At 71.1% G+C, this 23,360-nt stretch carries 21 protein-coding genes and 1 pseudogene; 11 read left to right on the forward strand and 11 right to left on the reverse strand.

From position 1 onward, the window contains the following. Positions 1 to 104: 104 nt before the first annotated feature. The 5 genes from ABL310_RS08395 to ABL310_RS08415 are packed head-to-tail and all read left to right on the forward strand — an operon-like array spanning position 105 to position 5,041. Positions 105 to 1,247 carry a CoA transferase gene (locus tag ABL310_RS08395; RefSeq protein WP_349371224.1) on the forward strand — a complete coding sequence of 381 codons (1,143 nt, stop codon included), beginning with the start codon at positions 105 to 107 and terminating at the stop codon, positions 1,245 to 1,247. A 1-nt stretch (position 1,248) separates the two neighbouring features. Continuing rightward, entirely contained in the window at positions 1,249 to 2,199 is a 951-nt protein-coding gene (locus ABL310_RS08400; protein WP_349371225.1) for a hydroxymethylglutaryl-CoA lyase, read from the forward strand. A 29-nt stretch (positions 2,200 to 2,228) separates the two neighbouring features. Further along, positions 2,229 to 3,209: a TRAP transporter substrate-binding protein DctP gene (gene dctP / locus ABL310_RS08405; protein ID WP_349371226.1), complete on the forward strand. Its 981-nt coding sequence runs from the start codon at positions 2,229 to 2,231 to the stop codon at positions 3,207 to 3,209. A gap of 12 nt (positions 3,210 to 3,221) precedes the next feature. Continuing rightward, the gene (locus ABL310_RS08410; RefSeq protein WP_349371227.1) at positions 3,222 to 3,758 is read left to right on the forward strand and encodes a TRAP transporter small permease subunit; all 537 of its coding nucleotides are present in this window, start codon (positions 3,222 to 3,224) and stop codon (positions 3,756 to 3,758) included. After that, positions 3,755 to 5,041: a TRAP transporter large permease subunit gene (locus ABL310_RS08415; RefSeq protein WP_349371228.1), complete on the forward strand. Its 1,287-nt coding sequence runs from the start codon at positions 3,755 to 3,757 to the stop codon at positions 5,039 to 5,041. The genes ABL310_RS08410 and ABL310_RS08415 overlap by 4 nt, the downstream gene beginning before the upstream one ends. A 69-nt stretch (positions 5,042 to 5,110) precedes the next feature. On the opposite strand, the pseudogene ABL310_RS08420 reads toward ABL310_RS08415, so the two are convergent. Both ABL310_RS08420 and ABL310_RS08425 read right to left on the reverse strand, forming a co-directional pair. Further along, a pseudogene (locus tag ABL310_RS08420) lies at positions 5,111 to 5,449 on the reverse strand (YbaN family protein); the annotation flags it as partial. A 49-nt stretch (positions 5,450 to 5,498) separates the two neighbouring features. After that, positions 5,499 to 5,660: a hypothetical protein gene (locus tag ABL310_RS08425; protein WP_349371229.1), complete on the reverse strand. Its 162-nt coding sequence runs from the start codon at positions 5,658 to 5,660 to the stop codon at positions 5,499 to 5,501. A gap of 237 nt (positions 5,661 to 5,897) precedes the next feature. On the opposite strand from ABL310_RS08425, the gene ABL310_RS08430 reads away from it, so the two are divergent. The 4 genes from ABL310_RS08430 to ABL310_RS08445 are packed head-to-tail and all read left to right on the forward strand — an operon-like array spanning position 5,898 to position 11,309. Further along, the gene (locus ABL310_RS08430; protein ID WP_349371230.1) at positions 5,898 to 6,509 is read left to right on the forward strand and encodes a TetR/AcrR family transcriptional regulator; all 612 of its coding nucleotides are present in this window, start codon (positions 5,898 to 5,900) and stop codon (positions 6,507 to 6,509) included. After that, entirely contained in the window at positions 6,506 to 7,813 is a 1,308-nt protein-coding gene (locus tag ABL310_RS08435; RefSeq protein WP_349371231.1) for a hypothetical protein, read from the forward strand. Before ABL310_RS08430 ends, ABL310_RS08435 begins: the two co-directional genes overlap by 4 nt. After that, entirely contained in the window at positions 7,810 to 10,911 is a 3,102-nt protein-coding gene (locus ABL310_RS08440; protein WP_349371232.1) for an efflux RND transporter permease subunit, read from the forward strand. Before ABL310_RS08435 ends, ABL310_RS08440 begins: the two co-directional genes overlap by 4 nt. After that, positions 10,908 to 11,309: a hypothetical protein gene (locus ABL310_RS08445; RefSeq protein WP_349371233.1), complete on the forward strand. Its 402-nt coding sequence runs from the start codon at positions 10,908 to 10,910 to the stop codon at positions 11,307 to 11,309. The genes ABL310_RS08440 and ABL310_RS08445 overlap by 4 nt, the downstream gene beginning before the upstream one ends. Positions 11,310 to 11,372: 63 nt before the next feature. Here the strand turns inward: ABL310_RS08445 and ABL310_RS08450 are convergent, their stop codons facing one another. The 9 genes from ABL310_RS08450 to ABL310_RS08490 all read right to left on the reverse strand — a co-directional run bounded on the left by ABL310_RS08450 (position 11,373) and on the right by ABL310_RS08490 (position 20,750). After that, positions 11,373 to 12,053 (reverse strand): MBL fold metallo-hydrolase, encoded by a 681-nt coding sequence (locus ABL310_RS08450; RefSeq protein WP_349371234.1) that lies wholly within the window; start codon positions 12,051 to 12,053, stop codon positions 11,373 to 11,375. Positions 12,054 to 12,289: 236 nt separating this feature from the next. Next, positions 12,290 to 13,138: a nitrilase-related carbon-nitrogen hydrolase gene (locus ABL310_RS08455; protein ID WP_349371235.1), complete on the reverse strand. Its 849-nt coding sequence runs from the start codon at positions 13,136 to 13,138 to the stop codon at positions 12,290 to 12,292. 75 nt (positions 13,139 to 13,213) lie between these two features. Beyond that, complete coding sequence (locus tag ABL310_RS08460; RefSeq protein ID WP_349371236.1) at positions 13,214 to 14,104, reverse strand: glycine betaine ABC transporter substrate-binding protein; 891 nt, start codon at positions 14,102 to 14,104, stop codon at positions 13,214 to 13,216. 444 nt (positions 14,105 to 14,548) lie between these two features. Beyond that, positions 14,549 to 15,667, reverse strand: a complete 1,119-nt coding sequence (locus ABL310_RS08465; RefSeq protein ID WP_349368220.1) for an IS110 family transposase — start codon at positions 15,665 to 15,667, stop codon at positions 14,549 to 14,551. A 111-nt stretch (positions 15,668 to 15,778) separates the two neighbouring features. Continuing rightward, positions 15,779 to 16,504: an ABC transporter permease gene (locus ABL310_RS08470; RefSeq protein WP_349371237.1), complete on the reverse strand. Its 726-nt coding sequence runs from the start codon at positions 16,502 to 16,504 to the stop codon at positions 15,779 to 15,781. A 3-nt stretch (positions 16,505 to 16,507) separates the two neighbouring features. Continuing rightward, complete coding sequence (locus ABL310_RS08475) at positions 16,508 to 17,611, reverse strand: ABC transporter ATP-binding protein (protein ID WP_349371238.1); 1,104 nt, start codon at positions 17,609 to 17,611, stop codon at positions 16,508 to 16,510. 8 nt (positions 17,612 to 17,619) lie between these two features. Beyond that, positions 17,620 to 18,270 carry an ABC transporter permease gene (locus ABL310_RS08480; RefSeq protein ID WP_349371239.1) on the reverse strand — a complete coding sequence of 217 codons (651 nt, stop codon included), beginning with the start codon at positions 18,268 to 18,270 and terminating at the stop codon, positions 17,620 to 17,622. 83 nt (positions 18,271 to 18,353) lie between these two features. Next, a complete protein-coding gene (locus ABL310_RS08485; RefSeq protein WP_349371240.1) occupies positions 18,354 to 19,385 on the reverse strand; it encodes a GlxA family transcriptional regulator in 1,032 nt (343 codons plus the stop codon). Between the two features lie 21 nt (positions 19,386 to 19,406). Further along, positions 19,407 to 20,750, reverse strand: coding sequence for an FAD-binding oxidoreductase (locus ABL310_RS08490; protein ID WP_349371241.1), 1,344 nt, complete (start codon positions 20,748 to 20,750; stop codon positions 19,407 to 19,409). A gap of 258 nt (positions 20,751 to 21,008) precedes the next feature. Between ABL310_RS08490 and ABL310_RS08495 the strand changes: the two genes are divergently transcribed. Both ABL310_RS08495 and ABL310_RS08500 read left to right on the forward strand, forming a co-directional pair. Then, positions 21,009 to 22,256 carry an aromatic ring-hydroxylating dioxygenase subunit alpha gene (locus ABL310_RS08495; RefSeq protein ID WP_349371242.1) on the forward strand — a complete coding sequence of 416 codons (1,248 nt, stop codon included), beginning with the start codon at positions 21,009 to 21,011 and terminating at the stop codon, positions 22,254 to 22,256. A gap of 4 nt (positions 22,257 to 22,260) precedes the next feature. Next, positions 22,261 to 23,352 carry an iron-sulfur cluster-binding domain-containing protein gene (locus ABL310_RS08500; protein ID WP_349371243.1) on the forward strand — a complete coding sequence of 364 codons (1,092 nt, stop codon included), beginning with the start codon at positions 22,261 to 22,263 and terminating at the stop codon, positions 23,350 to 23,352. Positions 23,353 to 23,360: the final 8 nt, after the last annotated feature.

Below are 23,360 nucleotides of genomic sequence, written 5' to 3' on the forward strand. Positions count from 1 at the left end.
TTCTCTCGCTGGCGTTCTGGTTTTCAGATCGCGACGATCTGATTTAACTGTTTTTCCGCGACGAGCTCAATCGATACCGTCCCTGGAAGCTGAGGGGAGGGCCCATGCGCAAGAATTCGCCTCTGGACGGCATGCGCGTCGTCGAGATGAGCCACATGATCATGGGGCCCTCCTGTGGGATGTTCCTCGGCTTTCTCGGCGCGGAGGTGATCAAGGTCGAGCCGCCCGAGGGAGACAAGACGCGCAACCTGACCGGCATGGGGTCGGGCTTCTTCCCGACCTTCAATCGCGGCAAGAAGTCGGTCGTCCTCGACCTCGGGACCGAGGGAGGCCGCGCCGATCTCGAGCGGCTGCTTCGCACGGCCGACGTCTTCGTCGAGAACTTCCGCGACGCCTCGCTCGCGCGGATGGGATTTTCGCCCGACCAGCTCAGAGCCAGGTTCCCGGGGCTCGTCGTGGCGTCCTGCAAGGGTTTCCTGCACGGGCCCTACGAGAACCGCACGGCCATGGACGAGGTCGTGCAGATGATGACCGGCATGGCCTACATGACCGGCCCGACCGGCAGGCCTCTGCGGATCGGATCGTCGGCGAACGACATCATGGGCGGCCTGTTCTGCGCCTTCGGCGTGCTGGGCGAGCTCCTCCACCGCGAGAAGACCGGCGAAGGCGCGAACGTCCGCACCGGCCTGTTCGAGAACTGCCTCCTGCTCGTCGCCCAGCACATGGTGCAGTACGAGATCGAGGGCGTGGAAAGCCCGCCGATGCCCGAGCGCGTCTTCTCGTGGCCGGTATACGATATTTTCGAGACGCGGGAGGGTCGCCAGATCTTCGTCGGCGCGGTGACCGAGGGTCAGTGGGGCCAGCTCTGCCGGCTGCTCGAGCTCCGCGGGCTGCTCGACGACCCGACCCTGCAGACGCGCCCCCAGCAGATCGCGGCGCGCGACAGGACGCTTCCGGTCGTCGCCGATGCGATCCGCATGCGGGCCTTCGACGATCTCGTGGCTGCCTTCGAGGAGACGGGGATACCGTTCTCGCCGATCGCGCGTCCGGCGGAAATGTACGACGATCCCCACGTCAACAGGCCGGGCGGCCTGATGACGTCGCACTACCCGGACAAGAAGGACTTCCGCGCGCCCGGGCTGCCGTACACGGTCGACGGCGTGACGCCGTGCCCCGTCTCGCTCGATCTGCCCTCGATCGGGCAGCACACCGAGGACGTTCTCTCCCGGCTGCGCGAGGGGGCCTGAGATGCGCGCCATGTCCCCGTACCCGGCGGGGCGCCCCGTTCTCCGCGAGGTGGGCCTCCGCGACGGGCTGCAGCTGACGCGGAGCTTTCCCGCGACGACGGCGAAGGCCGAGTGGATCCGGCGCGAACACGCGGCCGGCGTCAGGCACTTCGAAGTCGGCTCCTTCCTGCCAGCCTCGCGCTTCCCTCAGTTCGCGGACGTCCGCGAGATCGTCGACCTCGTCTCGACGCTGGAGGGCGCGCATTCCGTCGGCCTCGTCCTGAACGAACGCGGGGCGCGCGACGCGCTGCAGGCCGCGGTCGACGAGATCACGGTCGTGCTCTCGGCCAGCGAGGCGCACAACCTGGCGAATGCGCACCGCTCTCGGGAACAGAGCCTCGCCGAGATCGCCACGACGGTGCGCCTGCGTGACGACGCCGGGAGCACGGCCATCGTCGGCGTCGGGATCGCGATGGCGTTCGGCTGCTCGCTGTCCGGCGACGTCGAGCCGGACGAGGTCGTCCGGCTGGCGGAGCGCTGCCTCGAAGCCGGCGCAGACATGATCGGCGTCGCCGATACGGTCGGGTTCGGCGGGCCGAAGCAGATCGCGGCGCTCTGCCGGCGCATGACCGCGCTCATGGGCGATCGGCCCTATGTCGTCCACCTGCACGACACCCGCGGGATGGGCGTCGCCAACGCCGCCGCCGCCCTCGACGCGGGCGCGCGGATCTTCGACGCCTCGCTCGGCGGCCTGGGCGGCTGCCCGTTCGCGCCGGGCGCGTCGGGCAACGTCGTCCTCGAAGACCTCGTCTACCTGTTCGAGACCTCCGGGAGCCCGACGGGGATCGACCTCGAGGCGCTGATCGGCATCCGCGGCATTCTCGAGCACGAGATGTCGGGGGAGCCGCTCCACGGAACGCTGGCCCGCGCGGGGCCGCCGCCGCTCTTCCGGTGGCGGGCTGCGTCGGCCTGACGAATCATAAAATCTGAGGGAGGAAACCCATGCTCAAGCCCGTCCTGACCGTATCGCTCCTCGTCTTGACCACCGGCGCCGCCACGGCGCAGGAAACGATGCGCTGCAGCCATCAGCTGCCGCCGCAGCACGCGGTGTCCGGCGTCATCGACCGCTGGGCGGAGGAGGTCGAGACGCTGAGCAACGGCGAGATCGACGTGCAGGTCTTCGGCGCGAACAGCCTCGTCGCGCCCCAGGAGAACATCACCGCGGTCGCTCGCGGCACGATCGAGTGCGCGTTCTCCGTGAACTTCCAATGGGGCCGGACGCTGCCGATCATGAACGTCACGCTCGCGCCGTTCGCGTTCCAGGATCTCGACATGTGGCGGGAATGGCCGAGCTCCGCAGCCGCCGCCTTCCTGGAGGAGAAGCTTCTCGAGAAGGGGCTGCGGAACGTGGCCTGGCTCTTCCAGACGAACCAGTCGGTGTTCACCTCGAACGGCGCGCATCTCGTCGCGCCGGAGGATTTCGAGGGGGTCAAGATCCGCGGCCTCACCCCGACCTTCGACGCGGCCCTCACCGCCATGGGAGCCGCCACCTCGGCGATGCCGGGGTCGGAGGTCTATCAGGCATTGGCGACCGGCGTGATCGACGCCGCGATCACCGACGTCGCCGCCGCCTACGCGCGGAAGTACTACGAGGTGCAGGATCACATGACCCAGTCCCCGGTCATTTCGGTCTACTTCCACGGCTACGTGAACCCCGCATTCTACGACGGGCTGTCGGACGGCGCCAAGGCGGCGCTCGACGAGGCCGGCCTCGAGGCCGCGCTCTGGGCCGTGGACGCCGCCGAGCAGGCGGTCGCGGAGGCTCCCGATCTGCTCCGCGCCGAGGGCGTGGCGCTGCACGTCGCGACGCCCGAGGAGAACGCGGCGCTCGAAGCCGTGATGCGCCCGGCCTTCGACGCGGCGTTCGAGAAGGAGGCCGGCGAGGACACGCGGCGGCTTCTGGAACTCCTCGACCAGATGTAAGGGGCGGGATCGGTGACCGAGATCCGGAACCGCGAGGAGGTCGCGCCGACCTCCTCTCCCCGCCGGGCGGCGCACGGGCCGCTTTCCTGGCTGATCCTCGCGGCCGCCGCCGTGAGCTGCGGCATCGTTCTCGTGGCGCTGGGCGTCATCCTCTACGCCGTCGCGTGGCGCTATCTGCTCGGGCGGCCGGTCAACTGGGCCGACGAGCTCAACGGCTATCTCATCGTCGCGATGGTGATGTTCGGGATCGGCGCCACCCTGCTCCGGGACGGCCATATCGGCATCGATCTTCTGACCGCGAGCGCGTCACCGCGCATCGCGCGCAGGCTCGGCGTCTACGCGAACGCCGCCGTGTTCGTCGTGGCCTGCCTGCTGGGCTGGTCGGCCTGGCATACCGTCGCGTTCAACCGCGCCTTCGGCAGCTACTCGTCCGGCTACCTGCAGGTCGAGATCTGGATCGTTCAGGCGCCGATGATCGCCGGCGCGGCGTTCCTCGCGCTCGCGGCCCTGATCAACATTCGGCGCGCATGTCGCGGGGCGCCGAGATGATCCCGTTTCTGCTCCTGGTCGGGCTGCTTCTGCTGCTTCTTTCGGGCATGCCCATCTTCGCGGCGCTGATGCTCGCGGGCAGCGTCGTTCTCTTCGTGTTCGAAGGCAGCGTGGAGAGCATCGCCGATACGGTGTTCTGGCACCTCAACAAGCCGATCCTGATGACGATTCCGCTCTTCGTCTTCATGGCGCAGGTGATGATCCGCGCCGGGGTCGTCGACGATCTCTTCGAGCTCGCCAACACGGTGATCGGTCACGTGAAGGGCGGTCTCGGCGTGGCCACCGTTCTCTCCTGCACGATCTTCGCCGCGATCTCGGGCTCGTCGGTGGCGACGGCGCTCTCGATCGGGTCGACCGCCATCCCGCAGATGAAGAAGTTCGGCTATCCCGAACGCAACGCGCTCGGCGTCGTGGCGGCAGGCGGCACGCTCGGGATCCTGATCCCCCCGTCGGGGCCGATGATCCTCTACGCCGTCGTGGCCGACGCCTCGATCGGCGCGCTGTTCCTGGCCGGCATCGTCCCCGGCATCCTCCTCGCCGTGGTCTTTGCGCTCTACTGCATGGTGCAGGCGCGTCGCGGCGCCGTGGCCGAGAGCCCGCCCTTCCCGGGCTGGTGGAAGGTGACCCGCGCGCTGCGGCAGGCGTTCTGGGCCGTCGCGATGCCGCCGGTCGTCATGGGCGGCATCTATGCCGGCATCTTCACCGCCGCCGAGGCCGCCGCCGTCGGCTCCCTCTACGCCCTCTTCGTCGCGCTGGTGATCTATCGCGGACTGGGGCTCGAGAAGCTCCGGCAGTGCGCCTGGGAGACGATGCACACCTCCACCATGGTCCTGGCGATCATCGCCGGGGCGGCCGTGTTCGGCCACGCGATCAACATCATCCGGCTGCCGAGCCAGGTCTCGGAGTGGATCGTGGCGATGGAGCTCGGTCAGCTCGGGTTCATGCTTCTCGTCATGGCGATCGTCTTCGTGATGGGGATGTTTCTAGAGAGCATCGCGATCATCCTGATCACGACGCCCATCCTCCTGCCGTCGATGCTGGCGCTGGACGTCGACCCGATCTGGTACGGCGTCCTGTTGATGATCAATCTCGAGCTCGCGATGATCACGCCGCCCGTCGGCATGAACCTGTTCGTGATCAAGGGGATCACCAACGCGCGGCTCTCGGAGGTCATCCGCGGCAGCTTGCCGTTCGTCGCGCTGATGCTGATCGGCATGCTCGCGATCCTCGCATTCCCGCCGATCGCGACGTGGCTGCCCCTGCAGGCCGGGTTTCGGTTCTGAGCGCCGGGGATCTCGCACGGCGCGCGCGCTCCCACTCGCGACGTCTCGCGCGGGGCGCGGGCGGGTCGCGACGAAGGCGCCCACGAGGACGAAGAGCGCGGCGAGACCCGCGGCGATCCTCCAGTCCCGCGTCGTCGCGACCGCGACGGCGTAGGAGAGGGCGAGCGCGAGGAACGCGGTGCGCTCGGCCTGCGCGGAAATCGCGCGCTCGTCCTGCCAGGCGCGCAGGGCGGGGCCGAAGCGCGGGTCGGCGCGCAGGCGCTCCGCCAGGGCGGGGCTCGAGCGCGCGAAGCTCCAGGTCGCGAGGATCACGAACGGCGTCGTCGGGACCAGCGGCAGCGCGACGCCGATCGCCGCGAGGGCGAGCGCCGCGGTTCCGAGCGCGCGGAGGAGGAGGATGGTCGGCATCGTCGGCTCCGGAAGGTCCGGGTGCGCCCTCGACGGGGGCGGCGCCGGATCAGACGAGGAGCACGACGGCGACCGTTCCGACCGCGGTCCATACCAGCGCGTTCACCAGCATCCGGAGGAGGTCGCGATTGTTCTCCTCGCCGACGCCCGCCGCGTTGCAGACCGCATCGCCGGGCCCGAGGAAAACGGCTTCGATCAGTCTCTTGGCCATGTCGGCCTCCCGCCTGCGCCGATGGCGCCGTTGAAAAAGAGGTATGTTCGATGCCTATTTTCGGCGAGAAGCGCCCGTTCGCAATTCGGTAGTCGCCCTTAGGAGGCGAGATCGGCCGATCGGCTCATGATGGGCGGCGCCGAGCCGGCGTCGCACAGAGCCGCCTCCGCCGGCGCCGCGTTGACATCGGCGCACGAGCGGTTAAGTGAGTGAGTGCTCACTAACAAGGGTATCGAGATGCGCTCCCGTAAGCCAGCGGACGTCCGCAAGACCGAGATCGTCGACGCGGCGCTGGACCTCGCCGACGCCGTCGGGCCGGAACGGCTCTCGACCGAAGCCGTCGCCGACGCCGTGGGGCTGACGCAGCCCGGGATCTTCCGCCATTTTCCGAGGAAGCAGGACCTCTGGGAGGCGGTGGCGCAGCGCATCGGGGCGATGATGGAGGCGCGCTGGCAGGCCGCGCGCGACGGCGCGGCGACGCCGCTCGACGAGATTCAAGCACTGATCGAGGCTCAGCTGCGGCTCGTTCAGGGCACGCCGGCGATCCCGGCGATCCTGTTCTCCCGGGAGCTGCACGTCCGTAACGAGGGGCTGCGCACGATCTTCCACGGCCTTCTCGACCGGTTCCACCGCACGATCGCGGAGCTGGCGGAGAAGGCGCGCGCCGAGGGCGCCCTGCGCGCGGACGTCGATCCGCAGGACGTCGCCTTCCTCACCATCGCGCTCGTCCAGGGACTGGTCGTGCGCTGGTCGGTCAGCGCGCGAGGCTTCGACCTCGCCGCCGAGGGCTCGCGCCTCGCGCGCCGCCAGCTCGCGCTGATGAACGCCGACGGGGGAGACGCCCGATGAAACGGCTCGGCCTCGCCCATTTCCTCGCGCCGATTCTGGTCGCCGCCGGCGTGGCGGTCGTGCTCGTCTCGCGCGCTCCCGGTCCCGAGCGCGAGGACGCCGCCGCCGTCGCCGTGCCGGTGCGCACCGCCGTCGCCGAAAGGGAGGCGGTCCGCCCCGTGGCGCGCGGCTGGGGCGACGCGCGCGCGAGCGAGACCTGGACCGCGGTGGCCGAGGTGAGCGGCGAGGTCGTCTTCCGCCACCCCGATCTCGAGCCCGGCCGCATGATCGCCGAGGGTACGACGGTTCTCGAGATCGACCCGTCCGACTACCGCCTCGCTATCGCCCAGGCCGAGGCCGACCTCTCCGCCCTCTCGGCCGAGGCGGCGCAGCTCGACGCCGAGGAGGAGAATACGCGCCGCATCCTCGCGCTCGAGGAGGAGCGGCTCGCGCTGGCGGAAGAGGATCTCGGGCGGGTCCGGCAGCTGGTCGAGCGGGGAACCCTGCCGCAGGCGCGCCTCGACGAGCAGGAGCGCGCGACGCTCCAGATCCGCCGCACGGTCGCCGAGCTGCGCAATGCGCTCGCTCTCCTGCCCTCGCGGCGCGATCGCCTCGCCGCGCAGGCCGAGCGGGTCGAGGCGGCGCTCGCCCGTGCGCGCCGGGACCTCGCGCATACCGAGATCGCCGCCCCGATGGATATCCGAGTCCGGACGGTCGAGATCGAGCGCTTCCAGTTCGTGAACGTCGGCCAGCGGCTCGCCACCGGCGACGGGGTGGCGCAGGCGGAAGTCGTGGCGAAGGTGCCGCTCGACGCCTTCGTGCGCCTGCTCGGCTCGATCGGCGAGGACGCGCTCGACCCGCTGGGCGCGCTCCGGCACGGGCCGGCCGAGCACATCGAGGCCGAGCTGCGTCTCGTCGCCGACCCGAGCCAGGTCTGGCAGGGGCGCGTCACCCGGGTCGAGGGCGCGCTCGACCCGCGCGCGCGGTCCGTCCAGGTCGTGGTGAGCGTCGACGATCCCTATGCCGGCGCCGCGCCGCCCGTGCGGCTTCCCCTCGTCCCGAACATGTACGTCGAGGCGACGCTGACCGGGCGGCCGTTCCCGCCGCAGGTCGTGGTGCCGGAGGAGGCGGTCCATCGCGGCGACACGGTCTACGTCCGCGACGACGACGGGCGCCTCGTGGTCCGGAAGGTCGCGGTCGCCTTCCGCCAGGACGGACGCGCGGTGCTGACCGACGGCCTTCGCGAGGGAGAGGTCGTCGTCCTCGACGACCTCGCGCCCGCGATCCCGGGCACGCCGCTGGCGGCCGCGGAGGATGCGCCGTGATCCGCTGGTTCGCCGCTCATCCGACCGCCGCGAACCTGCTGCTCGTCCTCTTCGTCGCGGCCGGGATCTTCGCCGCGCCCGGGCTGAAGCGGGAGACCTTTCCCGATTTCCGTCCGGTCGAGGCGGAGGTCGTCGTCGTCTACCGCGGCGCGGCGGCGGGGGATGTCGAGGACGCGGTCTGCCGGCCGCTCTGGAACGCGCTGCAGAGCCTGGAAGGCCTGGAGGAGATGACCTGCGTCGCCCAGGACAACCGGGCGCGCGCCGTGGCGACGATGCGCGCCGGCGGGGACGCCCTGCGGTTCCTCGGCGACCTGCGCACCGAGGTCGCGGCGATCGACGACCTCCCGGAGCGCGCCGAGGCGCCGGAGGTGCGCGAGCTGCACCGCACCGATCCCGTCGCCTCCGTGGCGATCCGGGGCGACCTGCCGGCGCGGGATCTCGACCGCGTCGCCCTCGACCTGCGCGACCGGATCGCGGCCCTGCCGGAGGTGGCGCGCGTGGACGTGAGCGGGATCGGCACGCGCCAGCTCCGGGTGGAGGTTCCGCGGGCCGTGCTCGCGCAGCACGGCCTGACGGCGGCGGGTCTCGCCGCGACGATCGCGGCGCAGAACGTCGACCTGCCGGCGGGCACGCTCGAGACGCCGGCCGCGGACGTACGCCTGCGCTTCACCGAGGAACGGCGCAGCGCGCGCGCCCTCGGCCGCATCCCCGTCCTCAGCCCGCCCGGCGGCGGCGTGCTGACGCTCGGCGAGATCGCCACGATCACCGAAGACTACGCGCCCGCGGAGGAGCAGGCTTTCGTGAATGGGCAGCGCGCGGTCCTGCTCGCCGTGCACAAGCCGCTCGAGGCGGACGCGCTGCGCGCCCTCGAGAGCCTGACGGCTCTCGTCGCGGCGGAGGACGCGGCGCGTCCCGACGCGCTCGGGCTCGAGGTGGTGCAGGACACGACCAGCATCGTGCGCGATCGGCTCGCCATGCTGGTCGAGAACGGCGCGATCGGCCTCGTGCTCGTCCTCGTCGTGATGAGCGCCTTCTTCCGGCCGCGCTACGCGCTCTGGGCCGCGATGGGGCTTCCCGTCGCGATGCTCGGGGCCTTCGTCGCCATGGCGCTGCTCGGGCTGTCGCTGAACATGATGACGCTCGTCGCGCTTCTGATGGCGATCGGGATCGTGATGGACGATTCGATCGTGATCTCGGATTCCGTGGCCGTCTCCGTCGCCCGTGACGGCGTGACGCTCGACGCCGTCGTCGAGGGCGTGCGCGCGGTCGCGCCCGGCGTCGCGTCCTCGTTTCTGACGACCGTCGCCGTGTTCGCCCCGCTCGCGTTCCTCGCCGGCGAGCTCGGCGCGGTGCTCGAGGTCCTGCCCGCCGTCCTCGTCGCCGCTCTCGCGGCGAGCCTCGTCGAGGCCTTCTACATCCTGCCGCATCACCTCCTCCATGCGCTGAAGGGCGGCGAGCAGAGGACGTCCGCGGCGCGGCGGCGCTTCGAGGCGGCCTTCGAGACGATCCGCGAGCGGGGCGTCGGCCGGATGGCCGACCTCGCCATCGCCCGGCGCTATCTTGTCGCCGGCCTCGCGATCGCGGCCGTCATCGGGACCGCCGGCGCCGTCGCGGGCGGCGTGGTGAAGCGCGAGGCGATGCCGGACGTCGACGGCGACGTGCTCGAGGCCCGCATCCTGATGCCGCAGGGCACGCCGCTCGCCCGCACCCGGGAGGTCGCCGACGACGTCGTCGCGGCGCTCGCCGAGGTCGATCGCGCGCTGACGCCCGCGCAGCCCGGTGAGCGGCCGCTCGTCGTGCGAACCATCACCCGCTTCAACTACAACCCGGCGGCCGGGGAGAGCGGCGCGCACGTGGCCACCGTCTCCGCCGATCTCCTGAGCGCCGAGACGCGCACCATCGCCCTCGACGAGCTGATCGCGCGCTGGCGCACGGCGATCGGCCCGGTTCCGGGCGTGAGCTCTCTCGTCCTGGCGGAGCCGGGCATCGGCCCGCAGGGCGTCGCCGTGGAGCTGCGCCTGTCGGGCCCGGATCTCGACGTGCTGCACGGCGCGGCCCGGGCGACGCTCGCCGAGCTCGTGCGCTATCGCGGGGTGCGCAACGCCTCGGTCGACCTGCGCCCCGGCAGGCCCGAATTGCGGCTGACCCTCGCGCCCGGCGCGGAGGCGCTCGGGCTCACCGCGTCGGACGTCGCGGGGCAGCTGCGCGCCGCCTTTCTCGGAACCACCGTCGCGACGGTGCGCGAGGGCGACGTCGCGCACGAGATCGAGATCGTGCAGGCGGGGCGGGATCGTGACGCGCGCGCGGATCTCGAGGATTTCACCGTGGCCCTGCCGGACGGCGCGAGCGTGCCGCTCTCGACGGTGGCGCGGATCGAGGAGGCGCGGGGATGGTCGGCCGTGACGCATGTCGACGGCGTGCGCACGATCACCGTGCAGGCCGACGTCGACGTCCGCCGCGGCAATGCGGACGCGATCGTGCGAGCGCTGACGGAAGAGTTCCTGCCGGAGCTCGTGCGGGAGACGCCGGGGGTGCGCTTCGCGGTCGGGGGCCAGAGCGCGAACTCGGCGGAGACCGTCGCCTCCATCCTGCGCGGGTTCCTGATCGGGCTCGTCGGGATCTTCGTGGTGCTGTCCTACGGCTTCCGCAGCTATCTGGAGCCGTTGATCGTGATGGCGGCGATCCCGCTCGCCTTCATCGGCGCGATCTGGGGCCACGTCCTGACGGGCTTCGACATCTCCATGCCCTCGCTCGTCGGCACCGCGTCCCTCGCCGGGATCGTCGTCAACAACGCGATCCTGCTCGTGCACGTGACCCGCGAGCGTGTCGCCGACGGCCTGTCGATGGCCGAAGCGGCGGGGGCGGCCGCGCGGGCGCGCTTTCGGCCGATCTTCGTGTCCGTGTCGACCACGATCATGGGATTGGCGCCGCTCCTGCTCGAGACCAGCACCCAGGCCCAGACGCTCAAGCCGCTGGTGATCTCGGTGGTCTTCGGCCTCCTCGCCTCGACCGTCCTGATCCTGCTCGTGCTCCCCGCCTTCTACGCGATCCTCGGCGATTTCGGCGCCGCGCGCGTCGAGACGAAGGAAAGACCATGACCCGGAACCGGATTCTCGGCGGCGTCGCCGTCGTCTTCGGCCTGACGACGCTGTTCTCCGGCGGCGCGGTGCTGTTCGGTCCCGAGGAGACCCGCAGCGCCGCGGGCGCCATCGTCCCCGCGGTGCTGTGGTTCAACTTCCTCTCCGGCTTCGTCTACGTGCTCGCCGGGATCGGCGTCTTTCTCGCGAGACCCTGGGGCAGGGCGCTCGCCGGTCTCCTCGCCGGCGCGCTCGCCGTCCTGACCGCCTACTTTCTCTGGCACGTCGCCGCCGGGGAGCCATGGGAGACGCGCACCCTCGCCGCGCTGATCCTCCGCCTCGCCTTCTGGATCGCGGTCGCCGTCCTGGCGCGAGGCGGCCCGCCTGCGCGAGCGACCGCCGGCGCGGGGAGCGGCTGACGGGAGCGCGGCCCGGCGCCCGGGGGCGGTGGAGCGGAACGCCCGCACCGCCGCCCGGACCCCTCAGCGCGATTGCTCGAGCACGTAGACGTGCGGCGCGCCCTCCGGCAGCGTCTGCGGCGTGAGCTCCATCTCCGGACCGCCGATGCGGGTGATCGTCTCCGGCGGTCGCCGCGCGAGGAAGGTGTCCACCGGCTCTATCGGGAGCACGCCGCGCGGGCTGTGATAGTGCATCGGGATGATCGCCCGTGGCCGGATCGCCGCGATGGCGGCGTCGAGATCGTCGAGCGCGATCGTCGCGTGCGCGCCGGTCAGCGCGAGGAGCAGGTCGACCCGCCCGGCCAGCGCCTCGAGATGCGCCGGCTCCATGGGATTGCCGATGTCGCCCATGTGCAGCACGCGGACGCCGCCCAGGGTGAAGTGGTAGAGCGCGTTCGCGTCCGGGTCGCGCCCGTAGTCGAAGGTCATGCTCTCCATCGCCGGATACGAGCGGATCGTCAGCCCCGACACCGTCGCGCCCTCCGGCGGCAGCGCCAGCGCGTCGACCACGACGGGGTCGCCGCCGACGTGGCTCGGGTCGGAGTGGAAGGCGTCGGTGGCCGAGCTCATGATCACGATGTCCGCCGGCTCCTCGATCGGATCGAAGCCCGACTTGCCCGGGCCGGGCGTGTAGGGGTCGGTCACCACCGACAGGCCGTCGCCCTCCAGGCGGAAGCTCGCATGGGCGTAGAACTTGATCTTCACCGGGGTGTCCTCCTCCTCGATCGGGCGGCGTTGTTCCTCCCGCCGGCGAACGGCTCCCGGCAGGCGACGCGCTCGTCCTGGCGCACCGAGAACGCTTTCCGGTGCGGCGCGGCGATCGGTTCACCCGGAGCGGGCGCGTCATCCCGGTCTCGTAGAACAGGAACGTGCCCGGTTCGAGACGCGCGGACCGGCCGACCCGGTCGCGACAGGCTTCCTGGGAGATCGCGAGAGGGCCGTCAGGCCTCGTCGCGCTCGAGAAGTCGCCGGATGCGGCGTTCGACCAGACGCAGGTCCGCGTCGCGCACCGTCGGCAGCAGCGCGCGGGCGCGGCGCACGTCGGCGTAGGAGACGTCGGCGACGACGAGCTGCGGCTCGGCGCCCGCCTTCGCCAGGATCCTGCCGCGCGCGTCGAGAATGCAGGAGCCCCCCCAGAAGCGCACCCCCTCGCGTGCGCCGCAATGGTTCGCCATCACCACCGGCAGGCCGTAGGTGAGCGCGCAATGGCGCAGGTTGACGTCCCAGCCGATGTCGTTGGCGAAATCGTCGCCCACCGCGTCCGTCGCCGAGGCGACCGGAACGGCGAAGACCGTCGCGCCCTCGAGCGCGGCGAGCCAGGGCAGCGCCGGGTTCCAGGTATCGGCGCAGATCATGGTGGCGAGGCGCCAGGGCCCGCCGAGATCGACGCAGCGCGAGCCCCCGCCGCGGCCGAAATGCTTCGCGTCCGCGAGCCGGCCGTAATTGGCGAGCGAGGTCTTGCGGTGGACGCAGAGCACCCGGCCGCCGTGCAGAAGCGCCTGGGAGGCGTAGAAGACGCCGCCGTGGCTCTCCTCGACGAAGCCGACGGAGACGTGCATGTCGCCGGCCGCGGCGGCGAGCTCCTGGAGCTCCGGCGCGTCCGCCGACAGCGCCAGCGCGAGCACGTCGAAGGAGAGCTGGTAGTCGGTGAGCGACAGCTCCGGAAACAGGAGGAGATCGACGCTCTCGCGCCGCGCGTCCTCGATCCAGGCGAGATGGGCCGCGAGGTTACCGGGAACGTCCCCGGCACGGGCCTCGAACTGGGCGGCGGCGAGACGAAGCGCGCGCATGGGCGAAGCTTTCGAAAGGGGCGGCGCACCACGCGCCGCCCGTAAGGCCGATCTTCGATCGAACCGCGTCCGCGGTCAGATCAAGCCCTCCTCTTGCAAGAACGAGGCCGCTACGTCCTCGACCGAGCGCTTGTCCACGTCGACCGCGGCGTTGAGGCGGGCCATCGTGGCGTCGTCGAGCTCGGCCGAGAGCGCGTTGAGGAGATCGGCCAGCGACGGGTTGGCCTCGAGCGTCTCGGCGCGCACGACGGGCGTCAGGGCGTAGGCCGGGAAGTAGCCGAGATCGTCGGCGAGCACGACGAAGTCGAAGGCCGGGATGCGCCCGTCGGTGGCGAAGACGAGCCCGACGTCGACCTGCTCGTCGCGCAGCGCCTGATAGACGAGGCCCGTATCCATGCGCACGATGTTGGCGCGACCGAAGGAGAAGCCGTAGGTCTCCTCCAGCGGGCCGAGCCCGTCGGCGCGCGCGTAGAACTCGGCGTTCGAGGCGAAGCTGACGTCCTCGCCCGCATTGACCTTGCCGGCGAGATCGGAGATGGCGGCGATGCCCTTCTCCTCGGCGTCGGCGCGGCGCATGGCGAAGGCGTAGGTGTTGTTGGCGGCCGACGGATCGAGCCAGACGAGGCCCTTCTCCGCGTCGAGCCGCTTGACGGTCTCGTAGGTCTGCGCGGCGTCCATGCGCTCCTCGACCTTGTTGAAGGTGATGAGCGAGGTCCCGGTGTACTCCCAGTAGACGTCGATCTGGCCGGCCTCCTGGGCCTGGCGCAGCGGCGCGGTGCCGAGGCCGGCGCGCTTGTCGACGGAAAAGCCGTTCTCGGCGAGCAGGCGGCTCGTCATCTCCGCCATCAGCTGCTGCTCGGTGAAGTTCTTGCCGCCGACGACGATCTCCGCCGCCGAGGCCGCGCCCGCGCCGGCCACCAGGCCGGTCGCGAGCGCCGCGATCCTGAACAGACCCTTGATCCGCATTGTCGTTCCCCTCGATTCTCGAAACGGCGCCGTTCGGGCGCCATCGCCCGCTCGCTGAGCATCGTCGCGTCCACCGACCGGTGGGACGATGCTCTCTTATGACCGTGGTCAAGGGTGGTAGTCGAGCGGCTCGGGCCCGCGCCTTTGCGCAGGGTGAGATTGCCAGTCGGCAGCGAGGTGACGGGACGGTCCTGAAGACGACGGTCGATCAAGCTCTTATCCGCGGGTTGGTTACCGCACTTCCGTAATCCGTCTCGGGCCATCCCTGTCTAGCGTCGGGCGTCGAGCTGGTGCTCGGCCACATAGAGCATACGGGAGTTCCCCACCGTAGCCGTCCCGTCGCCTCGCTGCCGCGATTGTCGTCAGCGGTCACGATCTCGGTGGGGCTCGAGACATCGATGTCGTCGGCCGAGCGAGCGGTGTCATCATCATCGTCGACCTCCGTCACGCGGCCTGGCGCGGCTCGACCTCGCGGCCGATCGCCCAGAGGAAGGCGGCCATCTCGCGGGCGATCGCCGCGGTCACGACGGGCGCCTTCTTGCCGCCCGTCGTCATCCGGCGGTAGCGCTTGCTCAGGCGGACCTGCGCCTTCCAGGCGATGTCGCGCACGGCCTTGGGCAGGTTCTCCAGACGCCTTCGGATCGTCTCGGTGACGCGCGCCGGGTGGCGATAGCTCCAGGCGCCCTCGACCAGGACACGCCTGGCCCGACGATTGCCGGCGAGCGTGAGCGCGCCGCGCTTCACGCTCTCGCCCGTCGAGCGCTCGGAGGGCACCAGCCCGAGGAAGGCCATGAGCTGGCGCGGGTCGTCGAAGCGGCGCACGTCCCCGACCTCGACGGCGAAGGTGGCGGCGACGAGGAGCGAGACGCCGCGCATCGCCTGGTAGGCGGCGACCAGCGGCGCCATCGACCAGGACGGCACCAGCTCCTCGATATGGGCATCGAAGCGCTCGAGCCGCTCACCGGCATCGCGCTCGGCGTCGACGTGATCCTGGAAGACGATCTGCTGGGCGGAATGCTCGAACTTCTGGGCGGCGAGCCAGCGCCTGTGGGCGGCGCTCCAGCGCTTCCGGCCCGTGAAGATCCGGCCGTGGCGCAGCAGGAAGGATTGCAGCTGCTGGCGCTTCTTGCGCAGGTCCTCGCTCGCCGCTTCGCGGGCGCGGACCAGATCGCGCATCGCCTCGTGCACGTCGTCGGGCACCCAGATGCCCGTCAACTCGCCGGCGCGCAGCAGACGCGCCAAGGTGACCGCATCGCGCCGGTTCGTCTTCACCCGCTCGCCGGGACGCTTGGGGATCAGCGAGGGCGCCACGACCTCGCAGACGTGCCCCATCGCGGTGATCTGCCGGTGCAGCCCGTAGCCGGTCGGGCCGGCCTCGTAGCAGACGTGCAGGCGCCCGTATTTCTTCTCAAGCTTGCGCACCAGGCGCTCGACCGCCGCCGGCGTCGCCTCGATCTCGCCGAGGTAGCGCACCTCGCCGGTCCGGCCGCCTTCGGCCACGGCGACCGCGTGCTTCTCCTTCGCGACGTCGACACCGACGAAGACGGTGCTATCCTCTCCCATGGTCCGCCCTCCTTTGCTTGGGGCTCGGCTCGGCGATCCCGAGCAACCCCCGTTAAGCTCAAGCTCGCAAAGGCTAAGGGCGGGCCGCCCCTCGCACCACGGTCATAACGTCTAGCGCAGCGGATTCACGCCCCGCGGGACGAGCCAGAGCTGAGCCTGGCCCACCGCGAGATCCACGCAGACGGCGAGCAGCGCCGTCGGTATCGCGCCGGCGAGGAGCATCGACGGGTCCATCAGGTCGATGCCCGTGAAGATCAGCTCCCCCAGGCCGCCGCCCCCGACGAGGAAGGCGAGCGGCACCGTGCCGACGTTGATGGTGAGCGCCGTGCGGATGCCGGCGAAGATCACGAAGAGCGCGTTGGGCAATTCCACCGCGACGAGGGTGCGCCACGGCGTCATGCCCATGCCGCGGGCGGCCTCGACCAGGTGCGGCGGAACCATGCGCAGGCCCGCCATCGTATTGAGCACGACGGGAAGCAGCGTGAGCACGAACAGTCCCACGATCGCCGCCGGCGCGCCGATGCCCACGACCGTCATGGCGAGCGCGAGCAGCGCCAGAGTCGGGATCGTGGTGCCGAGCGAGACCACCTGCGTGATCGCGTCGGCGGCGCCGCGGAAGCGCTCGCGGGTGAGCAGGACGCCGATCGGCACGCCGACGAGGATCGCGAGCGCACCGGAGATCGCCATCAGCTGGAGGTGCTGGCCGGCGAGATAGACGATGTCCTCCTGCCAGCGCAGGATCCCGGGCAGGAGCCCGCTCGCCCAGGCGAGCGCGCCGGCTGCGAAGGCGCCGATCACCAGGGCGAGCCGCAGGGAGGAGGCGAGCGCGGGGGCCATGGCTCAGGCGTTCCTGTAGGTCGCGCCGAGGAGATGGGTGATGCCTCGCTGGGTGACGGTGCCCTTGTAGAAGCCGTCGTCGTCGACGACGGCGAGCCAGGTGACGTCGTGCGTGAACATCAGCGAGACGGCGGTGCGCAGGTCGTCGCCGAGCCTCACGGTGGCGGGGAGCTTCTCGTGGTGCTCGGAGACGAGCCCCTTGCGGTCGCAGGCCTCGCGCCGGACCATGCCGCGGGCGCGCCCGCGCGGGCCGACCATGACGATGCTGACGTGGCCGTGCTCGGCCATCAGCGCGCGGGCGGTCTCCAACGTGTCCTCGCCGCGCACGACGGGCCCGTCGCGCGCCACCGCGTCCTCGACCCGGATCAGGCGCAGCCGCTTGAGCGTGCGGTCGGCGCCGACGAAATCGGCGACGAAGGAATCGATCGGGTGCGCCAGGATCGTGTCGGGCGCGTCGTACTGGATCAGGCGCCCGTCGCGGAAGATGGCGACGTGGGTGCCCATCTTCACCGCCTCGTCGATGTCGTGGCTGACGAACACGACGGTCTTCTTCAGCTGCGCCTGCAGCTTCATGAACTCGTCCTGGATCACCTCGCGGTTGATCGGGTCGATGGCGCCGAAGGGCTCGTCCATCAGGAGCACCGGCGGATCGGCGGCGAGGGCGCGCACCACGCCGACGCGCTGCTGCTGTCCGCCGGAGAGTTCCTTGGGATAGCGCTTGAGGTAGACGGCCGGATCGAGATTGACCATCTCGAGCAGCTCCGCCGCCCGCCGGCGCGAGGACGTTCGGTCCCAGCTCAGCAGGTCCGGCACGACGCAGATGTTGTCCTCGACGGTCTTGTTCGGGAACAGGCCGATCTGCTGGATGACGTAGCCGATCGAGCGGCGCAGCTTGACCTCGTCGATCTCGGCCGTGTCCCGCCCGCCGATGCGGATCGACCCGGAGGTGGGCGGGATCAACCGGTTGATCATCTTCATCGTGGTGGTCTTGCCGCAGCCGGAGGGCCCGAGCAGGACGCACACGGCGCCTTCGGGGACCTCCATGTCCACGGCGTCGACCGCCTTGACGGAGCCGAACATCTTGGTGACGCGGTCGAGGCGGATCATGGCGGGGCTCAGCTGCGAAGGCCGGGGGAGGTCAGGGCGCGCTGCAGGGCGAGCAGGGCCTGGTCGGCGAGGATGGCGAGCACGCTCACGGCGATCGCGCCGGTGAGGAGCTGGCGCACGTCGGTCTGGGAGATGCCGCGCGAGATGAAGGTGCCGAGCCCGCCCGCGCCGATGTAGGTGGCGATGGCCCCGATCGCGATCGTGAGCACCACGGCGTTGCGCACGCCCGAGAAGATCACCGGCACCGCGATGGGCAGCTCCACCCGCGCGAGCCGCTCGAGCCCCGTCATGCCCATGCCGCGCGCGGCCTCGCGCAGGGCGGGGTCGACGTTCATGATCGCGGTGTAGGTGTTGCGGATGATCGGCAGCTGCGAATAGAGCACGAGCGCGATCACGGCCGGGACGTAGCCGATGCCGTGGCCGATCTTGGAGAGGATCGGGATCAGGAGCCCGAACAGCGCGATGGACGGGATCGTCATCACGATGGCCGCGACGTAGAGAACCGCGTCGGCGGCGGCCTTGGACTGGGTGATCGCGACGCCGAGCGGCACGCCGGTGAGGATCGCGATCCCCACCGCGACGGCGACCATGGAGACGTGCTCCAGCGTCAGCCGGCCGATCAGGGCCCAGTTGTCGTTGATGAAGAGCAGCGTCTCCATGCCCGGAACCCCTCGGGAAGGACGCTCGAGGCGGCGTCGCGATGACGCATATTCCGGAGAACGTGGCGCGGCGCTCGTCGCGATTACGACGTCGTCGGATCGAATTCCGACGCGTCGCTGATCTGACGCTCCGGACGGCTCGCCCGCGCGCGGGACGGAGCCTTGCGTGCATCCGAGGGGCGCATGCCGCACAGGCGCTTGTACCAGCTGGCGAAGTGGGAGGTGGAGGTGAAGCCCGCCGCGATCGCGACCTCGATGACCGGCCGGTCGGAATAGAGCAGCAGCTCGCGCGCCCGCTCGATGCGCAGCTGCATGTAGTAGCGCAGCGGGGTCATGCCGCAATTGCGCAGGAACAGGCGCTCCAGCTGGCGCGGGCTCAGGCCCACGCGCTTGGCGATGGCGGGGAGCGGCACCGGCGCCTCGATCTGCCGCTGCATCAGCGCGATCGCCTGGCGCAGCTTCGGCGGCAGCAGCGCGAGCGCCTCCTGCGCGCCGCCCCGCTGCTCGTCGGCGGAGGCGCGGATGCGGTCGTGGTGGAACTGGTTGGCGACGAAGCGGGCGTGATCCGCGCCGAAGCGATCGGCGATCAGCTGCAGCATCATGTCCATCGCGGCCGTTCCGCCCGAGCAGGTCAGCCGCTCGCGGTCGATCTCGAACACGGCGGCCGAGCAGGCGAGATCGGGAAACTCCTCGCGGAAGGCGGGGCGGTTCTCCCAGTGGATGGTACAGCGGTAGCCGTCGAGGAGCCCCGCGCGGGCGAGGAGATACGCGCCCGTCGACAGCGATCCGATCGCGATGGGCCGGCGCGCCGCCTTGCGCAGCGCGGCGAGGTAGGCGCGCTCGTCCGGGAGCTGGATGCGCAGCCCCCCGCAGACGAAGAGCGCGCTCGCCTCGTCCAGCGCGGACTCGAGCGGCTCCGCCGGGAGCGGGATGCCGTTCGAGGCCGCCACCGGCGCGCCGTCGAGCGATGCCAGGCGCCAGCGGTAGGCGTCCGCGCCGACGAGCCGGTTGAGCGCCCGCAGCGGCTCGACGGCCGATGCGAGGCTCATCATCGACAGCCCCGGCACCAGGAGGAACACGATCGTCTGCTCGACGATGTCAGCGCCGCGATCCAACCGACGTCTCCCTCGCGACGCTCAGCTCCACGGGAACGGGCTCTTCGAGACGGGGTGGAGCTCGCCGCGCGCGTAGCGCGCATGGCGGAACGGCGCGAGGAGCGCGCTCTCGCCGCCCAGAACCTCCCCGGCGACCAGCTCGCCCACCCCGATCATCTTGTAGCCGTGGTTCGAATCCGCGATGACGTAGCAGTTCTCGCGAAACACGTCAAAGATCGGGAAGGAATCCGGCGTGAAGCAGCCGAGCCCGCCCGAGTTCTCGTCGTGATAGAGCGCCGCCTTGTCCTCGAAGCGCTTGTGGCAGAAGGCCAGGGCCGAGGTCCACATGTCCCGGAAGGCGTCGGAGGCGACGAACTCGGTCGAGCTCGGGCCGTAGGGATCGAGGGCGACCTCGCCGACCGGCTTGTCGACCTTGTAGGGCATGGCGCCGCCCTGCACGCCGTTGAAGGCGAAATCGGGCTTGTAGTAGATGCCCCACATCTCCTCGGTGATCAGCTTGCCCGTGGTGACCGAGTAGAGCGGCTCGTCGGTGTCGACGTGGAGCACCGGCGGCATGGCGCCGTCGTTCGTCTTCAGGAAGTCCGGCGGCACCTTGAGCACGCCTTCCTCCAGCTGCCAGAAGCGCCACATCGGGATGTCGCGATGCAGCGCCCCGTCGCGGCCGCGGATGTCGACGGTCTCCGGCAGCTCCAGCATCGACCAGAGATCCCGGACCCACGGCCCGACGCCGACGACCACGTAGTCGCAGGCGATGGTCCCGCGGTCGGTCTCCACCGCCGCGATCGCCTGCGATCCGCTGTCGAAGGAGAAGCCCGTGACCCGCACGCCCTCGATGATGCGCACGCCCTCGTCGCGCGCCTTCATGGCGAGGCCGCGCATCGAGGCGACGTTGTTGGCGTAGCCGCCGCGCTTCTCGTGCAGCACCGAGGTGATGCCCCGCGCCTGCCAATCGTCGAAGAGGCCGGTCATGTAGCGCGCGCTGTCGGCGGCGCCCTCGACGAAGACGCTGTCGTAGCCGATCGCCCGCTGCTGCTCGTAGATCGTCGTCACGCCCTCGCGCATGGATTCGGGGCTGATCTGCATGTAGCCGACGGAATGGTAATGGTAGGTCTCGGCGTCGCGCTCCCAGCACTCGACCGAATGCGCCATCAGCTCGCGCATGGCGGGCTGGAAGTAGTTGTTGCGCACGACGCCGCAGGCGATGCCGGAGGCGCCGGCGGCGACGCCGTCCTTGTCGAGCACGACGATGTCCGCCTCCGCGCCGCGGCCGCGGGCCTTCAGCTGCAGGGCGAGGTGGTAGGCGGTGGACAGGCCGTGGATGCCCGCGCCGATGACGACGTAGCGGGCCTTGGCGGGAAGGGACATCGTGCGCTCCGATGATGCCGGCGCGGCGGCCGGAAGGTCGATGCCGCGAAGCCTGCCGCAGCCCGCCGCCGCGCTGGGTGCGGATTGCGACGCGCCCGGTCGCGAATGCGACGCCGGCCGCGATCCCGGGTCCGGCTTCCGGGTCCGCGCCGCGCGTGTCGCAAAACGCGCGCGGCCCCGTCGCAATCGCGCGCGCGCCGCGGCCGCGGGCGACGCATCATGAGGACCGCTCGAAGCCCTCCCCGGATACGCCCCCGCATGATCGACGCATCACTCCAGGACCGCGTGCGCGCGCTCGTCGCCGAGAGGCGCCCCGGTTTCAGCCTGCCGCGCGATTTCTACGTCGACGAGGCGCTGTTTCGCGTCGACGAGGAGGCGGTGTTCGCCGCCGAATGGCTGTTCGCGTGCAATGCCTGCGAGATCGCCGAGCCCGGCGACTGGCTGACGCTGCGCATCGCCGGCGCCTCGGTCGTCGTGCTGCGCGACCGCGACGGCGCGGTGCGGGCCTTCCACAATACCTGCCGCCATCGCGGCTCGCGCCTCTGCCTCGGCGAGAAGGGCCACGCCAACCGGCTGGTGTGCCCCTATCACCAGTGGGTCTACGAGCTCGACGGCCGCCTTCTCGACGCCCGGCAGATGCCCACCGACTTCGATCCGTCGGGCTACGGGCTCAAGCCCGCGCACTGCACCGTGATCGCCGGCCTCGTCTACGTCTGCGTCGCCGAGGAGCCGCCCTCGATCGAGCGCTTCCGCGCGGCGGTGGAGCCCTACATCGCCCCGCATCGGCCGGACCGGACCAAGGTCGCGCACGTCTCCATCATCGTCGAGGAGGCGAACTGGAAGCTCGTCATCGAGAACAATCGCGAGTGCTACCATTGCGCGGCGAATCATCCCGAGCTCCTCGTCACCCTCGTCGAGTTCGCGCTCCCCGACGATCCGCGCGCGACGGCGCAGTTCGACCGGCTGATGAGCGGCGCCCGCGCGCGCTGGGACGCGCTCGGCCTGCCGCATGCGCCGGCGGACGGCGGCGTCGAGTTCCGCTGCATCCGCCTGCCGTTCAACGAGGGCGGCGTGTCCTTCACGCTCGACGGCGGGCCGGCCTGCCGCAAGCTGCTCGGCGACTTCACCGATCCGGATCTCGGCTCGGTGCGGATGTTCCGCGCGCCCAACGCCTGGCACCATTTCCTCGCCGACCACATCCTGCATTTCCGGGTGACGCCGCTCTCCGCCGATCGGACGGAGGTGCGCACCACCTGGCTCGTGCACGAGGACGCGGTCGAGGGCGTCGACTACGACCTGGAGCGCCTGACGGCGGTCTGGACGGCGACGAACGACCAGGATCGCGTGCTCGCCGAGAACAACCATCGCGGCATCCTCTCGCGCGCCTACGAGCCCGGACCCTACGCGCCCTCGGAGTTCATGCTGGCCAATTTCGCGGACTGGTACGCGGGCCGGCTCGCGGACCGGTTCGGCGCCCCCGCGTCGCGCCTCGAAGCGGCCGAGTGAACCCATGGCCGCCGGAATCGCCCCAGCCCCCGACGTCCTCGAAGAGGCCCCCGATCTCGCCGGGGCCGAGCCGCGCGCGCTCTCTCTCGTCTGCGTGGAGACGCGGCGGGAGACGGCGGACGTCCTCACGTTCGTTTTCGCCGCCGCGGACGGGAGCGCTCTCGCGCATGCGCCGGGTCAGGCCGTCACCCTGGCGGTGCCGGTGGACGGCGAGGTGCTCCACCGCACCTTCACGATTTCCGGCGCGTCGCGGACCCGCGACCGCATCGAGATCACCGCGAAGGCGCAGCCGCATGGGCGCGCGACGCGATGGCTCCATGCGAACGCCGCGCCCGGGCTGGCGCTCGAGGCGCGCGGCCCGCACGGGAGCTTCACGCTCGCGCGGCGCGAGGGCGCCGTGCGTGGGGTCGCCTTCGTCTCCGCCGGATCGGGCGCGACGCCGATGCTCGCCATGCTGCGCGCGCTCGCCGAGGACGCGCCGGAGACCGACGCGATCTGGATCCACGTCGCGCGCACGCCGGACAACGTGCTGTTCGCCGCCGAGATCGCGCGCCTGCAGGCGGCCATGCCGCGCCTCGACGCCCGCGTCGTGGTGACCCGCCCGAGCCCCGGCTGGTTCGGCTTCACCGGCCGGATCTCGCGGCGGCTGATGTCGGTGCTGGCGCCCGATCTCGCCCGCCGGGACGTCTTCGTCTGCGGGCCGGAGGGCTTCATGCAGGCGCTGCGCGTGATCCACGCCGCCGAGGGCGGCGATCCGGCCCGGCTGCACGTGGAGCGCTTCGCGCCGGCGCCGGAGCCCGCCGGCGACGCGGCCTCCGTCGTCGGCGAAGACGCGGGTCCGGCCTTCTCCGTCGGGCTCGGGGCGAAGGTCTTCTCGGCCGGGCCGGGCGAGACCCTGATGCAGGCGGCGGCCCGCCAGGGCGTGGTCATCCCCTGCGGCTGCGGCCAGGGCCTGTGCGGCACCTGCCGGGTGCGCCTCGAGGAGGGCACGGTCGCGATGCGCCACCAGGGGGGACTGAGCCCCCGCGAGGAGGCCCAGGGCTACGTGCTCGCCTGCTCGGCGCGGGCGACGAGCAATCTGCGCCTGTCCTTCTGAGGCGTCGC

This window comes from Salinarimonas sp. (assembly GCF_040111675.1).
Lineage (GTDB): Bacteria > Pseudomonadota > Alphaproteobacteria > Rhizobiales > Beijerinckiaceae > Salinarimonas.